Below are 22,077 nucleotides of genomic sequence, written 5' to 3'. Positions count from 1 at the left end.
TGGTCAACGTATGATGATTATTATGGAACGACTACCATCGACGATGATGGTAGTGGGTATCCTGTCAATGAACGAGTTACTACTAGGACAACTCTTACTCCTCCATCAGGCTTTGGAGGAAATGTTAATGGAGAAAACACAAGAGTTAATGCTCAGTATGTAGACAATATTGAGTTGGTAACAGCTGACCCCGGTAATATTCAACCAGCGATGAACCCGAACATATCAGGGTTGAATCGAACAACCCATGATGTCGAGATTACAGGTAATGTTGGTGGTGATGTGTTCGGTAATTCGTATAACTGTAGTAACGGTTTAGAAGGGTTATTTTTCGAATTTCCAATTGAAGCAACTTGGACTGGTGAAGTTAATTACACCTACAGCATTGAGCTTGAACCTCATTATCAAAGTGTTGGAGAGGGAGAAACTAATCAATTCCACGCTTATGTTACAACACACTACCCAGACGGAAGTACAAACCGAAGTCGAGTTACCAATCGGTCTGAGACGACCTGGGATGTTTCAAATGGATTAGTAGCAAGTGTCGATCAATCGGGTGTTGTAACTGGAGTGTCTGAAGGTAGAACAGAAGTCAGTGCAACCTTTCAAGACCCTAACCGTGGTATTAACATAACAGCGACAGGAACTGTTGATGTGGATAGGGAAGCTGATCCACCACCATCTGAACCTGATCCGACACCGCCGAGTGGTAATATTAATGCTATTGCAACAGGACCTACCAATATTGAAGCAGGGCAAAGACTTGAATTAGATGGAACGAACTCAACATCTACCGGTGAAATCGTCGAGTGGCAATGGTATCGATACAATAATGGTGAAAAATCCGAGTTGAATTTTTATTATGATGGCGTAGACACTCCAAACTTAGTCCGTAATAACACGAGTAGATTAGTTACTCCACAAGATCGCACTTACCTTCTTGAAATCAAAGATTCTAATGGGAGAACAGATACAGATATACATACTGTAAGGATTGAAGAAGAAGTTCCAGACTATGTATTGGCTGATATTAGGTTTGAGCAGGAAACATTACCAAGTTCAGTAAATATCACTCAGGAGCAATATGAAGCAGATAAGGAAATGACGATTAGTGTGTGGGTAACGGCAGAACACTCACAGTATACAACGGGATCAAGAGCACCGATGTGGTTTTTTTCAGATGTGAATGCGTCTGATATAAGTGATGTTTTTCCAGCTTTAGGTGATGATAATCTTGACCATTCAAATTTTATAGAATACCGTAACCCTCCTTTAAACGGGATTAGTCCGGATTGGGATGATTCAACTATAAGAATGGATTTTACTTACAGGCCGAAATCTGACCCTTATATACGAGCAGGATTAGTTGTACGTTCTAATGTAACAAACCACGATCTATATGATCATGATATTGCTGTTTGGGAAGTCCCGATACCAACTTTTCCGTCATTGAGGATTGATCCACCTAAAAAGACGATTGAATCAGGAGAAACAGCTGATTATACAGCACTATATTCACCACCTGATCGTAACTGGGAAATGGTAGTAGATGATGCAGCTGAATGGACAGTTGAAGATGGAGAGATTGCTGAACATGTAGGAGATGGTCAATTTAAAGGACTCCAACCAGGAACAACAACGGTTACCGTTGAATACTCCGATGATTTTGATGAAGTATATGGGTTAACTGATACTGCAGTTTTAGATGTACTCCCAGGAAAGCCGGAAGCGATTATAGAAGGTCCATCCATTGAGTATATGCGGGAAACTGTAACATTTGATGGAAGCTCTTCAATTGCTAATGGTGGAGATATTGTTGAATACAGATGGACAATCGATAATGAAGTTGAATTAGAAGGGGAGACGATTGAATTGTCCTATGATAAGGAAGGGACTCATGAAATCGAATTAACGGTACGTAATGAGTACGATAAGACAGATACAACTGCAGTAACATTAGAGATCCTTCCAGACTATCCAGTAGCGGATATAGACACAAGAGGAAGCTTTAAAGAAAATCGCCGTGTTATTTTAGATGCGAGAAATTCAGTTGGTGCTGAAGCTACAGGACGTTTTGAAGTCGATCATTCACAAACGGAGTGGGAAATTACACCTTTAGATGGTCAAGATACGGATGGTATTTTTTATAAGCAGGAAACAGATGGTAGTAACGAAGTATTATTAGCCTTGTTTAGAGAGCGGGGAAAGTATCAGATTAGGAATCGTGTTGTAAATGAAAAGGGTGATCAATCGTTAGAGTGGTTTGAAACAACTATAGAAATTGAACCTGATTTACCACCCGAAATTGATTTTACTGTTACACCAACAGTTTACCGTGATCCTGACAATAATAATAATGCGACTGTAACTTTAACAGACCTTTCAGAGTCTCCAGATGGTGACTTTATTCAGCAGCGGATATGGAGTTACAGATATGATTCTAATAATGACGGTACATTTAATAATGAAGAGTGGATCATCATTGATCAATCTAATCTATCAGAACTTTCATTATCAGTAGAAAACGTTGGTTATTATGAAGTTAAGTTAGAAATTAAAGAAGGTTTTGGACAACCAACAATTGTAGAATTTATAAACGATAGTTTGTATAAGGAAGCTGAAACGACAAGAACGTTTAAAGTCGATAATAGAGCACCTTCGGTAGATTGGGGGTATTAAGATGGTACCAATATACAAAAAAATAGTAATGTTTTGGTTTTTGGCTGTTTTTATCTTCATCCTTCCTACTGTTGGGCAAGCATCTCAATTCTTTATGGTGTCGGGTGACTCTATGTCCCCGGCTCTCATTGATGGTGATATCGTACAAACTATCGAAGGTGAGAATTGGAAAGACGGTGATATTGTCATTGCGGAGATGACGAATGACGATATAGTTGTCAAAAGAATTGATGGTGACTACCTTGTTGGTGATCACTATGGGAATGCAAGATCATATCCTATTGATGAAGTAAACATATTAGGTAAGGTAAGTAAAGTAGATTCAAATCTTTTCAATGAAGAAAGTCTTTATTCTCTAGATACAGTTAAAGCAAGTGGAAACTATTATGGGAACTTTAATTATAATCGTACATTTGGTAGAGAAGTGAGAAATCGCATTGATTATTCCCATCATGAATATGGTAGTCGTTCTAGAACACAAAGGCTAACGTATCAAAGAATGATTTCTTTTGACTATGAGTATTTTGTGAACAACGGTTATTTGTATTATAACTCTGTTCGTAGCCGGAGCTGGAGTCCACCAACTGCAATCACTTCTTATAATGGTTCAACAGCAACTAATCCTAGAATAGATACAAGTACCTTAAGTGAGATGGAAGGAGAAGAAAGGACTCTTGCGAATAATTCGCGAGTTACTTTTTCACATGATGGTCAATCAACGAATACTACAGCTTGGGAATATACCTGGAAGTATAGGGTTGCAAATGCTCCTTCAACAAGTGATCGAATGAATCTTTATATAGATATACGAGACTCTTCGGGAAATTGGGTGCCTGCTCCGTCAGGTAGGGGGAAAGTTAAAGTAGAAGATCATATTCAAAGCGATGGACAAATTCATTTAAGGACAAGAAGTAGTGGTCGTTTTGATTTTAGGATCGAATTTGAGATGGATGCTACAGGATATCACTATCCTGGGTCTAATACAAACCATTCATCTTCGGGAGCAGCCACAGGGGGGGCGTTTAGCTTCAACCGATCGTTAAACATTGATACAGATATCCAAATGGAGATGTTAGAAGCTTTTCATCATGGCGATACACTTTTCTTAGAAACGACTTATCTTCCACCAGGAACAAGGATACAATTTAATGGTAGTAACTCTTATACGGTCGGAACAAATGACGCCATATACAATGGTGGAGTGCATATCAATACAGGTAATTTTTCAAATTCTGAAATTACAATTGCTGCTCATGATCCAATAGGAAATACAGGAGATGAGCTATTTGAAGGCGTAACACTAGATGTTGGACAGGGGTTAAATGAACCCCCTGAGTTAACTATCATATCACCATATGAAAACCAACGATTTTCAAAGGTAGAAGGTCACAGTAGTTTTGAAGTGACTGGTAATATTTTTGATCCCGATGATGATAGTGTAACGATTACGGCTAACATTGGTCATGTAAGTAATTCAACAGTGGTTCATAATACAGCAAATGAGCGTACATTCGAGATCCCTTTTGATTTGATTGATGATGATATTCCAAGTGGGATACAAACGATAGAAGTGGTTGCTGATGATGGAAATGGAGAAACGGATGTCGGTACTGTTACTATTGAGATTGTCGACTTAGCTCAAGATCATAACTATGTATTAGTGGATGAGCTGATCCTTTTCTTAAGCAGATATGAGGATATTGAAAATGATCACTTGTATCAAGAGCAATTTAAAGTAAAACATGATGATTCTTATTTCGAGAATTTTTCTAGAACTGTTCATTCACCAGAATCTGACTTATCTAGTCCCTATGAACAATCGATTAGTAAGGTGATTGATTACTCTGATCAATGGAGGGAACCAGAGGACTTCAACTTTTCAAAGGAACAAATTAAAGATGATACTACATGGTGGCATAATCAATTTCAAAGCGTAGGTCACTATGAAGTTCTATATCGTGCCAAGGATAGTCCGATAGATGATGATAATTTTGACGAATTTAGAAAATGGAGTGATCCCACTCCTACCTTAAATTTATATGTACACCGTAAGCCTGTGGCGAGTTTTGAACCCTATATCGATGAGGATACAGGAGAAGTTACCATTATAGACTTATCCTATGATCTAGATGAATACAGTCGTGGGGATCGAGGAATTAAACAGAAATGGTGGAGCTATCGAGAAGAAGGAACATATGAATGGATTAATGAAAAACCAACCAGTTTAGATCGGTTTAAAACATGGGAGATTCGGTTAAGAGTAGAAGATTATCAAGGGGCATTTGACACGCAAATACAAACTGTTAGTACAGATGCAATACCTAATTTACCTCCTGTTGCTGGTTTTTTACATGAAAATCCTTATGTAGTTGGTGAAATGGTAGAGTTAATTGCGGCCCCTGAAGATCCTGATGGTGATACATTAGAGATTACTTATACGATTGAAAAAGATGGTTCCGTTTTTGATGAAATATCAACAACTACCCATGATCCAATTGGTATTACTAATGGTGAGCCGTATTATTACAGCGCAGGGGCAACTCAAAATCACAAAGCGTATTTCCATGCTGATGAGGTTGGTACTTATAGAATTACTCAACATGTATCAGATGGTGAAGAATTCGATATGGCAACATCAACTCTTGAAGTTATTGATTTAGATATAACTGGATTCATCAAGCATATTGATAGATGGGAGCAGCACCATATTGAAAGAGGATGTGGAATCCCTTGTAATGAATTTTATAGTGGTGAAAAATGGTTGTTTGAAGCCGAGATTAGCGATTATCCTGTTTGGGAGGAAGCGAATATCGAACAAGTCCTTTTACGTTTTGTTGGTGAAAGGGAGATTGGTTCTACTGTATCAATAGGCCATGATTATTCAGAGCCTAATGGGCCGAGTAGAGCTTCACCGATTGTACTTAAACGAAGAGACGAATCCAATGTGTTTGAAGGAGAATTTTATGAAGATTGGATGACCACACCTTCTGAGCGTTTTAAAACAGGATCAATAGTAGAATTTGAATTTGAAGTTATTTATGAAAAGATGCAGGATGATGGACATATTAACCGACAAGTGCGGTATGATTATGATGATATTTTAATCATTGGCAGCAGTTACGAGGCGTTTGATTATCATCGTAAATATTAAGGATTATTATAAATTCTTTGGTTTATCGACTTCCAAGAGTTGTAAGGATTGCATGAATGCTATAGAAGTGTAATCTTTTGAATTTAACTATTTCCATTCCTGTTATCCATCTATATAAATATTCGAATAATCTATTGTTGAGTGTATGCGTATTATGTTATTCTATTAATAAGTAAATATCGGATAAAAAGGGACGCCCCTAATAAGTTTCATAGGTAGAATACCTGTGTCTTATTAGGGGCGTTTTTTTGTGACAAAGGCGGGATGGGATTGGAAAGAGTGCAGCATATAAAGACTCATTGGAGAGTGCTGTTATTGATATGTATTTTGTTGTTGTCTTTATTTGTCCCTTACTTAAATGGGAATCAAGTACAGGCTTCAACGCAGATGATTACATATACCGTTACAGGAGAGACAAATAATAACCCAGGCTTTTATCTTTGTCGTGCGCCCTCAGGTGAAGTGTGGTCAACGTATGATGATTATTATGGAACGACTACCATCGACGATGATGGTAGTGGGTATCCTGTCAATGAACGAGTTACTACTAGGACAACTCTTACTCCTCCATCAGGCTTTGGAGGAAATGTTAATGGAGAAAACACAAGAGTTAATGCTCAGTATGTAGACAATATTGAGTTGGTAACAGCTGACCCCGGTAATATTCAACCAGCGATGAACCCGAACATATCAGGGTTGAATCGAACAACCCATGATGTAGAGATAACGGGTAATGTTGGTGGTGACGTGATTGGTAATCCATATAGTTGTAGTAACGATTTGGAAGGTCTCTTTTTCGAATTTCCAATTGAAGCAACATGGACTGGTGATATTAATTATACCTACAGCATTGAACTTGAACCTTATTACCAAAGTGTTGGCAAGGGAGAAGCTACTCAATTCCACGCTTATGTTACAACACACTACCCAGACGGAAGTACAAACCGAAGTCGAGTTACCAATCGGTCAGAAACAACTTGGGATATTGCAAATACGTCTATTGCTAGTGTAGATCAAACAGGTATCGTTACTGGAATGTCAAAAGGTCAAACAGAGGTTAGTGCAACCTTTCAAGATCCAAATCGTGGAATAGATATAACAGCGACAGGTATTGTTGATGTGGAGGGTGAAGATCCACCACCTCCAACGCCATCTGAACCTGATCCGGGTACGGGAAGTGGATCAATTAATGCAGTTGCAAAAGGTCCTAGCAGTATAGAAGTAGGGCAGCGTCTTGAATTAGATGGGAATGATTCAACGTCATCAGGTGAAATTGTGGAGTGGAAATGGTATCGATACAATAATGGAGATAAAACGGAACTGAATTTTTATTATGACGGGGTAGATACTCCTGACCTCGTTCGAACGAATACAACTAGGTTAGTGACACCGCAAAATCGTACGTACCTCCTTGAAATCACCGACTCTAATGGAAATACAGATACAGATACTCACACCGTAAGTATTCAAGAGGAGGTACCGGATTATGTCCGTGCAGACATTAGGTTTGAGGAAGAAGTATTACCTAACTCAGTTAATATTACACAGGAACAATATGAAGCTGACGAAGAAATGACTATTAACTTATGGGTAACTGCTGAAAACTCAGAGTATTCAAGAGGGAATCGAGCGCCGATGTGGTTCTTTTCAGATACAACCCTTGAAGATATCGAACATTCATATCCTGAACTACATGATGATTCATACAATCATCCAAATTTTGTAGATTTTCTAAATCCACCGTTAAGTGACGATGGTTTAACTCCTGATTGGGATGATTCAACGATTAACATGGAATTTACATTCAGACCGCAATCTGATCCTTATGTTAGAGCGGGGCTGATTACAAGAACCAGTGTAAGTAATATTGATTTGTATGATCATGATGTTGCCATATGGGAAGTACCCATTCCTTCGTTCCCTTCGCTACGGATTGATCCACCTGAAATAACAGTTCAATCAGGTGAAACAGCAGATTATACTGCATATTACTCCCCACCTGATTATAGTTGGGAAATGACGGTTGATAGAAATGCTGAATGGACAATTGAAGATGAAACCATCGCCAGACATGTAGGAGAAGGAGAATTTGAAGGTCTACGCCCCGGTACTACAACAGTAAAGGTTGAATACTCAGATGAGTTTGATGATGTACACGGACTAACAGACACAGCTATTTTAAACGTTGAAGTCAATCCTGATATGCCTGTGGCAAAGATTGATGTCCCAGACCCTGTATATATTGGACAAGAATTTAGCATCGACGGAAGCGAGTCTTATTCTACTCATGGAGATATAACGAATTATGATTGGAATATAAATAGCTCTCGGAGAGTCAATGTTGAGCAAAATAAGCCGATCATAGATGTCCAATACACATATATCAATGGGAATGATGAGGAATTCGTTGAGGTTGAATTAGAAGTGACAGATGAGATTGAATATACAGATACAGCAGCGGAATCATTTACGATATTGCACCCTGAGCCGGTAGCTGAAATAGAAATACGTGAGATGGATGACTATCGCTTGATTCAACATGTGACCGATCACGATGACGTCTTGCAGGGGAACCGTCTTGATATTTTCGGTGAATATCATATGAATGACAACCCTTATAGTGATCTTGAATCAGTCAAATGGGTTGTTTTCGATGAAGAGGGTAATGTCTATGAATCGTATGCTGGTGAATTGGATGGTGAAGCTAGTGAACTGTACTTTGATGAAACTGGTGAATTTACAGTTGTATTGACGGTTGAAGAAACCTATGGGAAAGCAGCAACTGATTCCATTACTTTTAATGTTATTCCAGATATACCTACAGCTGTTATTGATATTGATCAAGGAACAAAAAAAGAATACCGAAGAATTGACTTTAGTGCATATCGATCAGAAGGGTCTTCTACCGGACGATATGAGGTTGATCATTCGTTGAATGAATGGCGCTTTACACCGATAGATCATGAGGGTGAAACCAAAATCTATAATCCTGAACCAACGAAGGAGATTATACAAAGCCTATTTACCAATGAAGGAGATTATACAGTAGAGCTTAGAGTCACAAATGAAGTCGGTAATCATTCAGAGTGGACGGAAACAACGATCAATATAGTACCTGACCTACCTCCAAGTATTAGTCTGTTTACAGATAGTCCGGTGTTTAGAGAGCAATCAGGCGACAAAGCATACCTTTCTGCGATTGTAGATGCCGATTCCATCGATGGTGATGAAATTGAAAATATAAGTTGGCGATATAAATATAATGCAAATAAAGATGGTGCATTTGATGAAGTCGATTGGATTCCTCTACCGGAGTATGATGATGAACGATCAATACAAATCCCTGTTACAGAAGAACCGATCGTAGGTCAATACCTAATAGAAGTCACAGTTGAAGAAGAATATGGACAGCAAACGATCATAAATGAGTATGGGGAAGAAATTTGTGATGAAACTCGTTGTCCACGACAATCTGAGACAGATACAGAAACAGTCGGTGTCGATAATATAGAACCTTTTGTTGGTTTTGATAACCTCATGTTGCGACAAAACATTCAACTAGTAGTTATCGAGGGAAGCGAACTTAACATCGTGAACCTTGAAGATTTACTTCAAGAACATATAAGACAGCGGTTAATCGAACGAAATATTGTACCATCGATTGAACAATATAAAGAATGAATAATAGGTAAGTGCCTCCTTTTTGTTAATATGATCAAGAGATAAAAAGGAGGTGCTGCCAGTGTTATATCACTGGACAAGAAATGGATAATCAATTAATAAAAGCGTTTATTTATTATTTATCAACAGACAAAGGACTTCGAGCCAAAACTGTAAAAGCATATGAATCTGATCTAATATTATTTAGCAATTTCGGAACAATTTAACCAAAAGCTTTGGAGATATCTGAAGATGATGTGCGGAGTTATAAATCGTACCTCTATTCGAACAAAAGATTAGCTCCTTTTACTATTAATCTTCGATTAGTAAGGATATCAAATTGTTCTGATCTCACCAATATTGAAAAAATTAAATTGCCGAAGAGAATACCTATTCTATTAAGTGAAACAGACGCAAAGTTCTAGTTAGGCGGTATCCTGATTAAAGGGGTTTATGGTAAACGTGGCTTTGCTATATTTTGCACTTTCATTTTATGAGGAGGTCGTGCTTAACATTTCTCCGAAAAAGCGGTGTAGATATATTCACATTACAAAAGATTAGCGTTCATGCTGACGTAAAAACATTGCAGCACTATATTCATGTAGACGAAACTGAACTATATGATATGATGCTATGGTTAAACATCCACTTTCGCGAGGTGGATTGAATATAGACAATATTAATATCTTCCGAAAATTATAATTTAATGGGGGAAAGCCCCCATTAAATTTTTATATATAGATCTTCGGATAACGGCTATTTTGCGCAGGCAGAAACTACTTATTTTGAGGGAGAGGATATTAACATAAGTTATAAAAGATTCTATTTACTGGACACTTGAAGAGGATTAGGATCTTGGATATAAGGTGTCAGGAAATAAAGTAAGAGATTTAAGTGGGACGTCAGGTGACAATGTATATTGTACGAGATATTACAAAGGTATAGAGGTCGTTGATACTGAACAAAAATTATTTGAAGGCATAGAGCCGACTTGCTTCGAAGAATTAGAAGTTGGTGAAACATATTTTTCTTCATCTATTGATGGAACAACTTTGAGAGTACATAAAATTGTTCTATGGATATTAATGTGGTAACTGGTAATTTGAGAGCGCGTCACCATTCGCGGATACAAAATCTTGACACTGGTATTTTCGAAACATCTGATTTAAACGAGACCCCCTAGTATATGTAGCAGGGGAAGATAATGTTGACTTGACGGAGATAATAAATCAGTCAAATTATTGGACTTTTAGAAATGATTTCGAATTAGGATAAAGTCATGGCTAATGAAGAATCAGAGAACGCTTCCATAAGATATCATATTAGTCATGATAGTTGTACTCATTTTTTAAAAGAGTCAAGGTTTGTAGATACAGAAAATCGGCTTTTTGAATTTATAGAACTGACTTGTATATCAGAATTAGAGGTTGATGAAACATATTTCAACAGGAGAACCAATAATATCGTAAGTGTTTTAAGAATTGACTCTGTGGAATACAGTGATAGATTTAGTGCCGAGGACAGGTGGAGCATACTAACTTTTGCTAGGATAAAAAATTTAGATGCAGAAACATTTGACCACTATGTTTATTTTGAACGTAAACCAATATAAACTTAGCTACACCTGCGAATAATCCGGGCTTATACAGTACCTAAATAGCATTTAAGAATAATTACAAGTGAGTAACCACATATTCCCTATTAAAAGGAACATAACTCGACCCTGATGAGTTGAGATTACATACAATATAAACCTATTATGATAGAAATAACCTATAAGAAGGTGGAGATATGGTACATAAAAACAAAAAAGTAAAAAAAACCATGTTAATACTTATCATTCTAGTAAGTATCTTGATTCCAATGGATAACGGCCATTTTGCGCAGGCAGAAACTATTTATTTTGAGGGAGAGGATATTAACATAACAGAAGTTATAAAAGATTCTATTTACTGGACATTTGAAGAGGATTATGATCTTGGATATAAGGTGTCAGGAAATGCAACAATGGAAAATACTTGGCGGTGGGGGTTCCCTAATACTAGATGTAGATTCTATAAAGGTATCAAATTCGTAGATAGTGCAGACACTCATTTTCAATATGTTGACCCTGTATGTACGGAAGATCTAAAAATTGGAGAAAACTATTTTACTCGTATCGGGAACCGTTTTGTTGTTGCGAAAATAGATTCAGTAACTAGGACAGATATAGATCGGTGGGAAGTCTCATATTATAACAGAACATTTGATTTAGATGAGGAAACTTTTGTAAATGGTATAAGGTTTAAACAAATAAATTGGAATCCTATTGTAGATGTATCAACACCTGCAAATAATACGGGCTTATCAGAAGTTAATGGATATAATCAATTTGATATTACGGGGAGCGTTAGTGACGAAGATGATGGAGACGAAGTCACCGTGAAATACAGTATTGACGGGGTTTCCAACCATCAGGAACAGAGTCTTTTCTCATATGTTTCAAATGGTTCATCAATATCATTCTCTGAATCAATTACAATTGATTCAAATTTTCCTGAAGGAAATCATACATTAAAAGTATGGGCTGAGGATCATCATGGAGGAATTTCTAATGTTAGAGAAAGAAACTTTTTCGTTGATAAATCACCTCCCAGCATTAATATAAGTATTTCAGATGGGGAAGTTTATGAAGAATATCCTACTGTTATTTTTTCAGCTAGTGATACTGGTGGATCTGGTTTAGAAACTGGATACCCTAAGGCGACTTTAAATGGACAAACTATTGCTTCGGGAACAGAAGTGGATGTTGATGGTGATCATACATTGGAGGTAACAGCAAAAGATAAAGTCGGGAATGAACAAGTAAAGACGGTTGAATTTCAAATTAATACATCTTCAATTGCTAAAATTATCAATTCTGTAGATTGGGATATGAACAAAGATGGTCGGTATGCTGTTGTAATAGCCGATAATGAAAAAAAGGATTTTACTCCTGGTGATGACAATTATAACGCTTTAATAAAAGAACTAGATTATAATAATGTCACTTTTTTTGGTTTGGGTACTCCCAATAATGAAGCTCAAATTGAAGAGTTTATTACTAGTACTAATAATGATGGATCTTTTATCGATAATAGTAATATCGATACGGCACTAAATCAATTAGCTGATATGATAATCGATCAGATGATTAAAAGCCAAGATTTTGGTGAAATTACTCTTTTGCTTGAGGAAGAGTTTTCTGTTTCAACAGAATATGAAGATAATGAAGGTGACCCTAAATTTGATGAACGTTTTCGTTTTGAACATGACCAAAATTACTATGAAAATCCTACAGGACCTCATGAACAAAGGGATACTTGGATGGACAGTATGTTACCTTATTTTAATGAAGTGGGTAAATATACACTAAACTATCAGGCAAAAGATGATCCAGCTCCTGGTATGGACTCAGCTTCTGGATTTGATCAATACCGTAAATGGTCAAATATCGCAGATAATGCAGTTGTCTACGCACATCGACCTCCTGTAGCTGACTTTGAACCGTATTTGATAGAACAAGATGATGGCAGCTATGAATTAATGATTATTGATAACTCCTATGATTTAGATGCATATTCTCAAGGACAACGAGGAATTATGGAAAAGAATTGGAGATATAGAGAAGTTGGAGGGAATTGGGAATCGACTGGTCAGGCGCAGCCAACACTAGATGATCTATCGGAAAATGGAGAATACGAGATTGAACTTATGGTTGAAGATTTTCAAGGCGCGTTTGATACGCATAGGGAAAAGTTAAAAATCGTAACTGAGTTGCCCAACTTACCACCTACAGCAGGATTCATCCATAAAAGTCCACATGTGGTTGGTGAAAGTGTACCTTTAACCTCTTTAGCTTATGATCCAAATGGTGATACCTTAGAAATTAATTATGAAATAATAACTCCTTCCGGAGAGGTAGTTTCGATACCTAGAGGTTATCATGATCCAATCGATGAAATAGATGGAGATTATATTTATTATCAACCAGGGTCAACTCAAAATTTTGTTCGTAACTTTATTGCTGATGAAGTAGGTTTTTATGAGATTACACAATATGTTTCTGATGGTCAGGAAAGTGATGTTTCAACTTCAATAGTAGAAATCATAGATCTAACTATATTAGGCTATGTAAATCATACTGAACGTTGGAGTGAAATACATGCCGAACGAGAATGTGCCGATGGACCTTGCCCAGAGTATGAATTCTATTCTGGAGAAAAATTCATATTTAAAGCTGAGATCGATGATTATCCTGTGTATGAGGATGGAGGAATAGAGCAGGTTCTTGTTCGTTTTACAGGAGAAAGAAAAGATGGTAACACTATTTCTATAGGCCATAATATTTCTGATACAGGTGATAATCAACGAGATCCAATACCTCTTACACGGGTAGGGAGTTCAAATACATTTGTGGGAGAATTTTATGAAGAGTGGATGACTGATCCTATGAGGCGTTTCAAGACAGGTTCGACTGTTGATTTTCAATTTGAAGTTACCTATGAAGAAGTGCAAGAGGATGGTCATATTAATGAACAAGTTAGATTTGATGATGATCAAATACTAATCATTGGTAGTATTTATGAGGCGTTTGATTATCATCGTAAATATTAGAAGTCGTGTAAACAACACACAAAAAAACAAGTCGTAGCAGAATGGCTTGTTTTTTGTGTTGTTTACTATAAAATTAGGTCTAGTCAATTTAAATTAATAAATGATATCATTGTTATTAAATGTAAGGAGTAAGATCGTCGTTTATTGAAATATTTATCATGTTAATTATGTCATATACCTAACTGACCAATTTGTCCTAAATGTTAAATTAAAGTGTATATATCATCATTTTATCATATGTGTTTGTTACCCTTATTTTAGATAATTTAGATTTTACGAACAGATTATTTATATAAGGGGACGATGGCTATGAAAATTAGGGAGAGAGTACTGTTTATGAAAATGGAAATGAATTATTTCTATGATAAATCATATGTATACTTAGATGAGGAAACGGTATTAGAAGTAAGAACATTAACGGTAGAGCGTCTTACGAAAAATGAGGAAAGCTCTAATAGAAATATGGATATTAAAATGTCTAATACAAAGGAATATTCTTCATCATATTTATCACCAAATGTATGGGAAGAAGTTAAAAATAAAAAGCATATCCAATGTACTGCTAGAATAAACTTAACGACATTTAATAGTCTTATAAAAGATAACACAAACTTATTTGAAATAGATGAGGTAGAGGAATTAGACCTTTTTAAAAATAAACAAAATCATATAATATAGTTGTGAAAAGGGGAAAGTTTTTGTATACTTTTGGTAGATTACATTAACTTTTTTCTTTTTTATTTTGCAACTCATTCCTGAGTTCGCAGCATTTATTCGAGAAGTAAAACCTTTTGGGTTTAGATTAGTCAATAGAACCTACAACACGTTTGTCCAAACGTATGTCTGTCTATTGATTGGAATCTAACTCAAAAGGTTTTTTTTATACCTTTTTGGAGGTGAGTGTTTGTAGAGGGCTAAGAATCAAAAGGTTTTGATTGAGAGAGTGTGTTTAAACGTTTTAGAAAGGGAGTGTATGTAGTGTTTACATTAACAGTTATGATTGATCGATCTCCAAGTGAGGTTGCCGAGAGTGTTCGCGGATTAGGGTTTCAAGTAAAAAAAGAGGGATTGGAATTAAATGTAGATGGGCATGTGTTTCGAATTCAACCATTTAAATATCAAGATCATCGAGTTCGGAATTATGGTTATCGTATTTGTTTTGATATGTCGATAGAGAGTGGGGCATATTTCTTTGAAACAACGTTTGGTCACCTACAACCGCATGTACAAGCGATTGAATATGACCTAGACGTAGAGGATTGTAGTCAGATGAACTGGAACAAAGAATTAATAGCTAAAGGGTATCGTCAAGTCGATGCACGTGGCATTTATTCTTCAGGTTCAGTTGGGATTGTTGTTTTGGATGAATGTGTGAACATGCAAGTTCGCTCTGTTCGTCGAAAATCATTGAATTTAAATAAGAGTTTACATGAGATCATGAGTGTTCGGGATGAGATACACCCTCCAGTGAACCATCATGATCTTTTTTCATTTGTTGAAGAGGAGGATATGGCGATATGAGAGGCAATTATATTGATTTTTATACGAAACGTTCAAAGTATACCGTTTCAGAGGATTCAGTTTTCAAAGACGGTGAATGTATTGCAGCTGGTCAAGTGACGATTATTCAGCTGTTGCAGGGGGAAGAATCGTATCTTTCTATCCTGGAAAACGAATATATTCCTCCAACCATTTTGAAAACAGAACGAGTTGAAGCGGTTCTCCCTAGTGATGAACATTTGGCTGGGGTAGCTATACGAAAACGCTATGAAAGTGTGGTTGAATCGATATGAGATTATCAGATTGTTTAAGAGAGTTAGCTGAAAAAGAAATAGAGCGTGGAGAAATTGATTACATCCATCAATGTTTAGTGACACCAACCAATATTCAAAAACGTCCCTATGAGTGGTTGTTAGACGGGTTTACATATGAAGATTGGGTGAGACTAGCAAAGCTTTCACAGCGTTATCGACACTCTTGGTTTTATTTGACTTCAATAGAAGGCGATGGAAAGATGTTAAAGTGTTATCGTTTGAGAAAGGATCGAAAGATGTCTATCAGCAAAATGAACATGGTGAAATTCGGTTCGTCGAACTTCCGAAAGTGATTTAATAGATAAAAACGGAGGATGATCTAATGAGAGCTTTATATACAGAGGAAATTGCCGTGTGTTTTAATAGTGAGGTTATTAATACGTTGTGTCAACTAGCTGATCGTTATGAGGATGATGAGTTTAAGGAAATGTTATTGCACACAATGCGTAACAGCTGTGACCTAACAAGTTAAGGAAATGTTATTGCACACAATGCGTAACAGCTGTGACCTAACAAGTCCATTGAACCGACAACAACGAGAAGCCTATGAGAGAGTGAAAAAGGATTTACTTGGTCAAGGGGGTTGTATTGATGCCCAATATGTCTAAACTCATTCGAAAGATAAATTGTGCAGACAGTGATTATCAAATCTTCACACTTCTTGATCGATTATCCGAAAAACAGCTAAAAGCGTTATTTTTAAGCTATATTGCAACTCATAAGGGAATGGAATAGATACGAATGGGGGGTGTTCATTACCCCCTTTTTTTGATTGAAAGCAAAAAGAAAACTATGGTATAATTTAATTATATTTACTTAACTTATTTACTTTATTTTTGCGACTCATTATCGAGTTTGCAGCATTTTATTGGAGCAGTGCGGTCTCTTGGACTGATTTTTTTAAAGAATTTTTAGACCTACTACAAGTATGTCTTTTTCTTTAAAGAATCTTTCCAAGGGGCCTTTTTTGCGTTCAAAAAATCTTTTTGGAAAGGGTGTATGTGTGATGAGTGCTTTAAAACAAGAGGTAAAGTCATTATTAATTGAGGGGAAATTTGCTAGAAGGAAATTTGCTGAAATTACAATTGGGTCAAAAGGTGAAACAGTCTATTTTGATTGTAAAACGAAAGATCGAACAAAAGCCATTAAGGAAGTTGATCGATTTATCGATTGTATGAAAAAAGAGTATGGAAAAGAATCAACGATTATTTGGAAATTTCGAGATGAAGATATCTATTATATGGGGACGTCAGAGGATCACAAAAAGCCTTTTGCGACTCGTGTAAAAGAGCAGTTTCTCGATTTTTTCGACTTAAGGTAATCTACGAGAGTATGTAAGGATTATGTTTTTGAGAGGAAACCAGTATGTAGGCTAATGTAGCTTATGTAGTGGTTATTTTTATTAACTATATTAGAGAGGATGCTTTAAATGATTAATCGTGTTTGTTTAGTAGGTAGATTGACGAAAGACCCAGAGCTGAAATACACACCAAACGGGGTTGCTGTTGCTAATTTCGTATTAGCTGTAAACCGTCCATTTTCGAATCAGCAGGGTGAACGTGATGCTGATTTTATTCAAATTGTAGTATGGCGTAAACAAGCTGAAAATGCTGCTCAATTCCTTAAAAAAGGAAATTTAGCAGGTGTAGACGGTCGAATCCAGACGCGTTCTTATGAAAATAATGAAGGGCGTCGAGTGTTTGTTGTCGAGGTGGTTGCTGAAAGTGTACAATTCCTTGAACCAAAAGGAAGTAACGGACAGCATGGTAATAATAATCAAGGTGGTCTGAGTCCAAGCGGCAATCACGATCCATTTGCTAATAGTGGTGGACCGATTGACATTGGTGATGCTGATTTGCCTTTTTGAGAAGTTGATACGTTGATTTAAAGGCTTAATAAGAGATTTTAAGGATTAAAAAGAGGGCTGATTGTGGTGCAACCATGCAACACATGGGGTTCTCTTTTTTAGTTAAAAGAGAGGGGTTTTTCTAATGAATATGACAATTAAAGGTTTAGCAAAGTACTTAGTAAATCGTACGTTTATTCCATATCAGTATTTTGAGGTTGGGTCACTCTTATTACTAAATATTTCGTTATCTGATGATCCGAATCGACACCAAGAATATGAGGTGTTCAAGCGGCATGATGAGACGAAAATGTTTTATAAATGTGATCAAGTGACGGTTTCTATGATGGATGAGGTTGCTCTTAACGAACTGCTGATGGAGTATGATCAGACAGCAATAGAAGATTTAACCGTTTGTTGGGGTGATCAGCCTTTACTTGACTTGCCTTTACTCGTTAAGAGAAAGGAAGTTTATACATTTGGGAGAAATTTCATTTACTTTGATAACTTTGAACGGTTTAAAGGTGAATTTGCTAAGTTTGAGCGAGCGTATTAACGGTTTGATTGATTATAAGGAGGATTATTTTGGTTAACAGAAGAGGTACGGTCACAAAGTATAACCGAATCAGAGAATCACGAAAGTCCAATCGGTTGAAGGCTACTCTAATCGCTGAAAAGTTAGGTGTTTCACTTCAATATTATTATGACTTGGAAAAAGGTAAGAGGAATTTGAGTGCTGATATCGCCGTAAAGTTATCTAACATTTTTGGCGTTTCTACAGATTATTTATTAGGCATGTCAGATATACCCAAATGTGATGATGGATGTCTACATTCGATGATCGATGAACATATATATTTATCGAATTTTAAAAGGGTTACAAGGAACGTAGTTGGCGAGAAAGTCTATGAATTGATCATGATAGAAATGGAGATCGAGGATTAAAAGTAGATTTATTGGTATTAATGAAATTGATCTAGGAGGTTGCTGGTATGTTTAATACAAGATCCATTGATGAGAATATGAAAGTGACTCAACGTTTAAAAGGTGGGGAAAAAATCCTTTTAACGAGTGAACATTTAGTCGAATTTAAAGGTTTAAAAGAGAATGGAGATATGATTGTAAAACTCAAAAATAAGCTTTATAAGGTTGGAGTGGAAAGGTATCGATGTACTCTTGAAGAATTACGGGAGTACTTAAAAACGTTGAAACCTGGTGACCTTATAAAAGTATCAACCGGTGAAACTGTTAAATTTATTAAAGTAAACAGAACCAAGTTTCTTGCTAAGGAAGGGAATGCAGAATATTTGTATCCTATTCCAATTTTCACAGAGTTGATTCAACGGAAACAAGAGAGTGGCCGAGAGAAAAAGATCAAAGCGTTAGCTCTAAAGTATAAAGGTGTTACCATTCAAACGAGTTGGGGGCCTTCTGTGATTGGTGAGCTGACACCTTGTGAAGAGAGCGTATTCTTATATGAGTTTGGTGAAGAACTCTATAGTTTGTCGCTAGAAGACTTTATGTCTGAATTATCGAGTGACATGAATCATTTAGAGTTGTAATCCATTCATAGGATGATAGATTGGAGGTTAAGTATGTTTCGATTTCTTTTTAAAAAGAAGAGAGTAACATTGTTTTCGTATCGAAATGAACTGCGATCACTTAATCAATCCATTGAGCGTGCAACAGATGAGGTTGATGCTGCATGGGTTGAGGAACTGATGGAGGAAAAGTACCGATTAATGGAGAGAGTGAAATGAATACTTTAAGAAATTGAACATGGGTACGAGAGGTTTAAAAAGGCACGTCGGAGAAACCGTTAGTTACAGGTATAGAAAATAGGTTAAGACTCATTAAATAATAAACTGAAAGGGAGGGAAGCTCTCTTCGTGATTGATTGCGAAGGGACTCTCCCTTCCTTTCGATTATGATAGAGCGATTGAGAATGACAAGAGTTACAAATGTTCGTAAAGATACTGAGGTGTTGAAGAAGCATTATGAAACGAAAGGGATTTCGTTGTCACTTGCTGAACTTGATGTGAAGGTGAATGTCAGTTTAGATGATGATACGAAAAAACTTTATCAAAAGTTTGTGAATGCGATTAAACGGAAGATACAGATTCCGAGTATGCAGTCGTTACAAACGTTTATTCATCAAGTTTCATTTGGTCAATATCGTATCGATTGTCAGGTATATGAGGATCAGGGGAGTACCGCTGATTATTACCTTCGATTACTGGCCTCTTGTTCAGATTCGACTAAAGAATCTGAGGTTCGTGATCATGTACCTTTAGAAGTGACGGTTAGGAACCATGAAGGTAGTGATACTGGTTATTCATTGCTTCATGGAACATTTAGCAAACGTAAAATAAAAGGTACGAAGGTTCACGGTGTCAAGTGGAAAATGAAAAGCGGGATAAGTTATACCGCTTTGTATGATATGAAAACGTTACTTGCTGAAACGTTAATCCATAATGCACTTGATCAATTTGCGGTTGAAAATAAAGACCTTTTACAATATCAAGTCGTCAAACACTTCTTGTTAAAAGATCAACGTCATCCTGTCAGACGTCAAAAGAACGAGATTACGATTCCTTCAAATCATACGATGGCAGGGGAATGGAAAAGAATTGTAAAGAGTCAATGCCGAGATATCAGTGAGGATTGTTTTATTGAGAATGATGCGTTAAATGAATATCTCCCAATCTTTCAACTTGCAGAGGTTGGCGATGTTGATATTAAGCAGTATAAGATGTTTATCCTGCCCGAATTTTTGCATCAAATGGATTACCTTCGGTTGAAAACCAAACATGAGGTAGAGCAATCAAAAGACTATGCCAAGTCTTATCAAACCAAAAAGCACATCACCAAAGAAAAGCGTGAACGAATGGATAATAATGAGTTTTTACGTCGATTTGGTTTTGTTGAACTTGATAATGATGTGTGTATGGATAAGTTTGCGACGGTTGAAAAGGACTTTTTAGAATTATTGAATCATGTTTATATGCCTGATTGTCGAGAAGGTAACAATAAACATTCGTTTAGGATTCGTAAGCTTGGAAAACAGCGGGCAGCCGGACTTTATTACCCTGCTCCTATTCGATCCCTAAATTTTGACCTTAGCCATCCTTCTGCATTTGTCCATGAACTAGGGCATTTGTTAGATAATGAGCTTTCATCTAAACCGAACAGCTTATTAAGTGAACAGATGGATTTTCGACCTGTTCTTGATCAGTATGTTCAACAGGTGACCGATAAGGTTAAGCGATTAGATAAGAATGATCCGTTTCGTCAGCAGTGGGAAGGGAAATCTAAGTTCAATGGCAGTTATTATTGTATGCCGACTGAAGTTTTTGCCCGTTGTTATGAGGTTTATGTTTGGAACAAAGGGATACGCTCCTCTTTATTAAAAAAAGATTACTCTGATAAAATCATTTATATGCTCGAAGATACGTTTGTAGAGCAAGTCAAATCTTATTTTGACTCACTCTTTTCCTTCTTTGAACCCAGTCAAACAGAGACTACTGAAGAAGGAGAGCAAACGGAGTCGGATGATCATGATGATAAAGAGTTGTTTCCAGAGATCCAAAAAGCACTAGAGGGAAAGACGCTGAAAGGTGTTTGTGATCAACTTGGAGTGTTAGTAGAACGAGCGAAATGGACGATTTATAAGAGGGGTTATGATTCTGTAGAGAAATATTACCGATGGAAAGAGGTTTTAGACCAAGTGACTCCTCTTTATCGGGAATATAAGGATAGAGAATCGAAATCCATTCAACGTGCTCATCAAAAAGTTTTAGATTACTTTAAGCAGAGTGAATTCAAAGCCACGCACCATCTTGAAGGTAAGGATGTAGAAGTTGTCGAGCATTTTTATGAGCATAGTCAAAAGGCAGGTTATATTTTCCGTGATGAAGAGGATAACGTGATTATTGATGCGTTAGGAAATTCTCTTTATGATGGTGTGCCGCTTGATGATGATCGTTATGGACATCCGTTTCGGAAAGGCATGAGGCTAGTTTATAAAGAGGATATGGATAAAAAAATTGAATGGAAAGTTGTAAAAGCGACGGAAAAAGTCATTATTATTCAAAATAAAAGTGGATTGCAACAGTATGTAAAGCCTAATGAAGCGAAGAAAAGTTATGAAATCATCTCCCCTCGCGGTGAAAAGAAGGTAGCTTCAGCACCCACTGATTCACACAAGCCGAATGAATTACTGACGAATGATCGTGTACCGAAACAATTGTCACTTTTCGATTTCTGTTAAAGAGCGTTTTAGAGTTTTATAG

At 36.7% G+C, this 22,077-nt stretch carries 20 protein-coding genes; all 20 read left to right on the top strand.

From position 1 onward, the window contains the following. The coding region (locus KH400_RS16400; protein ID WP_217226391.1) for an Ig-like domain-containing protein at positions 1-2,679 on the top strand (2,679 nt) is incomplete at its 5' end. Position 2,680: 1 nt separating this feature from the next. Beyond that, positions 2,681-5,830 (top strand): S24 family peptidase, encoded by a 3,150-nt coding sequence (locus KH400_RS16395; RefSeq protein ID WP_217226388.1) that lies wholly within the window; start codon positions 2,681-2,683, stop codon positions 5,828-5,830. A gap of 279 nt (positions 5,831-6,109) precedes the next feature. After that, positions 6,110-9,511, top strand: a complete 3,402-nt coding sequence (locus tag KH400_RS16390; protein WP_312889234.1) for an Ig-like domain-containing protein — start codon at positions 6,110-6,112, stop codon at positions 9,509-9,511. Between the two features lie 83 nt (positions 9,512-9,594). Continuing rightward, complete coding sequence (locus KH400_RS27450; protein ID WP_217226386.1) at positions 9,595-9,717, top strand: site-specific integrase; 123 nt, start codon at positions 9,595-9,597, stop codon at positions 9,715-9,717. A 251-nt stretch (positions 9,718-9,968) separates the two neighbouring features. Beyond that, positions 9,969-10,157 (top strand): tyrosine-type recombinase/integrase, encoded by a 189-nt coding sequence (locus tag KH400_RS27445; RefSeq protein ID WP_369009383.1) that lies wholly within the window; start codon positions 9,969-9,971, stop codon positions 10,155-10,157. Between the two features lie 612 nt (positions 10,158-10,769). Beyond that, complete coding sequence (locus KH400_RS16375) at positions 10,770-11,102, top strand: hypothetical protein (RefSeq protein ID WP_217226383.1); 333 nt, start codon at positions 10,770-10,772, stop codon at positions 11,100-11,102. 179 nt (positions 11,103-11,281) lie between these two features. Next, positions 11,282-14,125, top strand: a complete 2,844-nt coding sequence (locus tag KH400_RS16370) for a hypothetical protein (protein ID WP_217226382.1) — start codon at positions 11,282-11,284, stop codon at positions 14,123-14,125. Between the two features lie 309 nt (positions 14,126-14,434). Beyond that, positions 14,435-14,803 (top strand): hypothetical protein, encoded by a 369-nt coding sequence (locus KH400_RS16365; RefSeq protein WP_217226380.1) that lies wholly within the window; start codon positions 14,435-14,437, stop codon positions 14,801-14,803. Between the two features lie 300 nt (positions 14,804-15,103). Further along, positions 15,104-15,646, top strand: coding sequence for a hypothetical protein (locus KH400_RS16360; protein WP_217226379.1), 543 nt, complete (start codon positions 15,104-15,106; stop codon positions 15,644-15,646). Continuing rightward, positions 15,643-15,918, top strand: coding sequence for a hypothetical protein (locus KH400_RS16355; RefSeq protein WP_217226378.1), 276 nt, complete (start codon positions 15,643-15,645; stop codon positions 15,916-15,918). The genes KH400_RS16360 and KH400_RS16355 overlap by 4 nt, the downstream gene beginning before the upstream one ends. Beyond that, a complete protein-coding gene (locus tag KH400_RS16350) occupies positions 15,915-16,232 on the top strand; it encodes a hypothetical protein (RefSeq protein ID WP_217226377.1) in 318 nt (105 codons plus the stop codon). The genes KH400_RS16355 and KH400_RS16350 overlap by 4 nt, the downstream gene beginning before the upstream one ends. A gap of 29 nt (positions 16,233-16,261) precedes the next feature. Continuing rightward, on the top strand, positions 16,262-16,411 hold the full coding sequence (locus KH400_RS16345; protein WP_217226376.1) for a hypothetical protein: 150 nt from the start codon (positions 16,262-16,264) through the stop codon (positions 16,409-16,411). 119 nt (positions 16,412-16,530) lie between these two features. Next, complete coding sequence (locus tag KH400_RS16340) at positions 16,531-16,674, top strand: hypothetical protein (RefSeq protein ID WP_217226374.1); 144 nt, start codon at positions 16,531-16,533, stop codon at positions 16,672-16,674. A 193-nt stretch (positions 16,675-16,867) separates the two neighbouring features. Further along, entirely contained in the window at positions 16,868-17,260 is a 393-nt protein-coding gene (locus KH400_RS16335; protein WP_281418731.1) for a DUF6018 family natural product bioysynthesis protein, read from the top strand. Between the two features lie 108 nt (positions 17,261-17,368). Further along, positions 17,369-17,806: a single-stranded DNA-binding protein gene (gene ssb, locus KH400_RS16330; RefSeq protein ID WP_217226372.1), complete on the top strand. Its 438-nt coding sequence runs from the start codon at positions 17,369-17,371 to the stop codon at positions 17,804-17,806. Between the two features lie 124 nt (positions 17,807-17,930). Next, entirely contained in the window at positions 17,931-18,341 is a 411-nt protein-coding gene (locus tag KH400_RS16325; RefSeq protein ID WP_217226370.1) for a hypothetical protein, read from the top strand. Positions 18,342-18,370: 29 nt separating this feature from the next. Beyond that, complete coding sequence (locus KH400_RS16320) at positions 18,371-18,730, top strand: helix-turn-helix domain-containing protein (RefSeq protein WP_217226369.1); 360 nt, start codon at positions 18,371-18,373, stop codon at positions 18,728-18,730. A gap of 47 nt (positions 18,731-18,777) precedes the next feature. Continuing rightward, positions 18,778-19,347: a hypothetical protein gene (locus KH400_RS16315; RefSeq protein ID WP_217226368.1), complete on the top strand. Its 570-nt coding sequence runs from the start codon at positions 18,778-18,780 to the stop codon at positions 19,345-19,347. Between the two features lie 33 nt (positions 19,348-19,380). Continuing rightward, complete coding sequence (locus KH400_RS16310; protein WP_217226367.1) at positions 19,381-19,545, top strand: hypothetical protein; 165 nt, start codon at positions 19,381-19,383, stop codon at positions 19,543-19,545. A 185-nt stretch (positions 19,546-19,730) separates the two neighbouring features. Beyond that, the gene (locus KH400_RS16305) at positions 19,731-22,055 is read left to right on the top strand and encodes a hypothetical protein (protein ID WP_217226365.1); all 2,325 of its coding nucleotides are present in this window, start codon (positions 19,731-19,733) and stop codon (positions 22,053-22,055) included. The last annotated feature ends 22 nt before the right edge of the window (positions 22,056-22,077 follow it).

The sequence above is a fragment of the Desertibacillus haloalkaliphilus genome (assembly GCF_019039105.1).
GTDB classification, from domain to species: domain Bacteria; phylum Bacillota; class Bacilli; order Bacillales; family KJ1-10-99; genus Desertibacillus; species Desertibacillus haloalkaliphilus.
The sequence above is the reverse complement of the archived record's forward strand: the minus strand, read 5'-3'. Positions and strand labels throughout refer to the sequence as shown.